Source organism: Andreprevotia sp. IGB-42 (assembly GCF_009848685.1).
Taxonomy (GTDB): Bacteria; Pseudomonadota; Gammaproteobacteria; order Burkholderiales; family Chitinibacteraceae; genus Andreprevotia.
Window position 1 is genome coordinate 1 of the sequence record NZ_WXTX01000045.1, and the last position, 1,132, is coordinate 1,132.

Annotated in this window: 1 protein-coding gene; it reads left to right on the forward strand. The window is 59.0% G+C overall.

Annotated elements, in window-relative coordinates; genetic code table 11:
• Positions 1 to 1,132 (forward strand): elongation factor Tu (gene tuf, locus IGB42_RS21800; RefSeq protein ID WP_159675654.1); only part of this gene is annotated, 1,132 nt, incomplete at its 3' end.

Sequence of the window (1,132 nt, forward strand, 5' to 3'; positions counted from 1 at the left end):
ATGGCTAAGGGTAAGTTTGAACGTACAAAGCCGCACGTAAACGTCGGCACCATCGGTCACGTTGACCACGGCAAGACCACACTGACCGCAGCGATCACCACGATCCTGTCGAAGAAGTTCGGTGGCGAAGCCAAAGACTACTCGCAGATCGACAGCGCGCCGGAAGAAAAGGCACGTGGTATTACCATCAATACCGCACACGTCGAATACGAAACAGAAAACCGCCACTACGCACACGTTGACTGCCCGGGCCACGCTGACTATGTGAAGAACATGATCACTGGCGCAGCGCAGATGGACGGCGCGATCCTGGTTTGCTCGGCCGCTGACGGCCCGATGCCGCAAACCCGCGAACACATCCTGCTGTCCCGCCAGGTTGGCGTGCCGTACATCATCGTCTTCCTGAACAAGGCTGACCTGGTTGACGACGCTGAACTGCTCGAACTGGTTGAAATGGAAGTGCGCGACCTGCTGTCGAAGTACGACTTCCCGGGCGACGACACACCGATCATCACCGGCTCCGCACGTCTGGCGCTGGAAGGCGACCAATCGGAATACGGCGAACCGGCCATCTTCCGTCTGGCTGAAGCCCTCGACACCTACATCCCGACACCGGAACGTGCCATCGACGGCGCATTCCTGATGCCGGTGGAAGACGTGTTCTCGATCTCCGGTCGCGGTACCGTGGTGACTGGCCGTATCGAACGCGGCATCGTCAAGGTTGGCGAAGATATCGAAATCGTGGGTATCTCCCCGACAGTGAAGACCACATGTACCGGCGTGGAAATGTTCCGCAAGCTGCTGGACCAGGGTCAGGCTGGCGACAACGTTGGCGCGCTGCTGCGCGGCACCAAGCGTGAAGACGTGCAGCGTGGCCAGGTTCTGGCCAAGCCGGGCTCGATCACACCGCACACCAAGTTCTCGGGTTCGGTGTACGTATTGAGCAAAGAAGAAGGCGGTCGTCACACCCCGTTCTTCAACGGCTACCGTCCGCAGTTTTACTTCCGTACCACTGACGTAACCGGTGCGGTTGAACTGCCGGCAGGTACAGAGATGGTGATGCCGGGCGACAACGTTGAAGTGGTTGTGTCGCTGATTGCACCGATCGCCATGGAGCAAGGTCTGCGTTTCG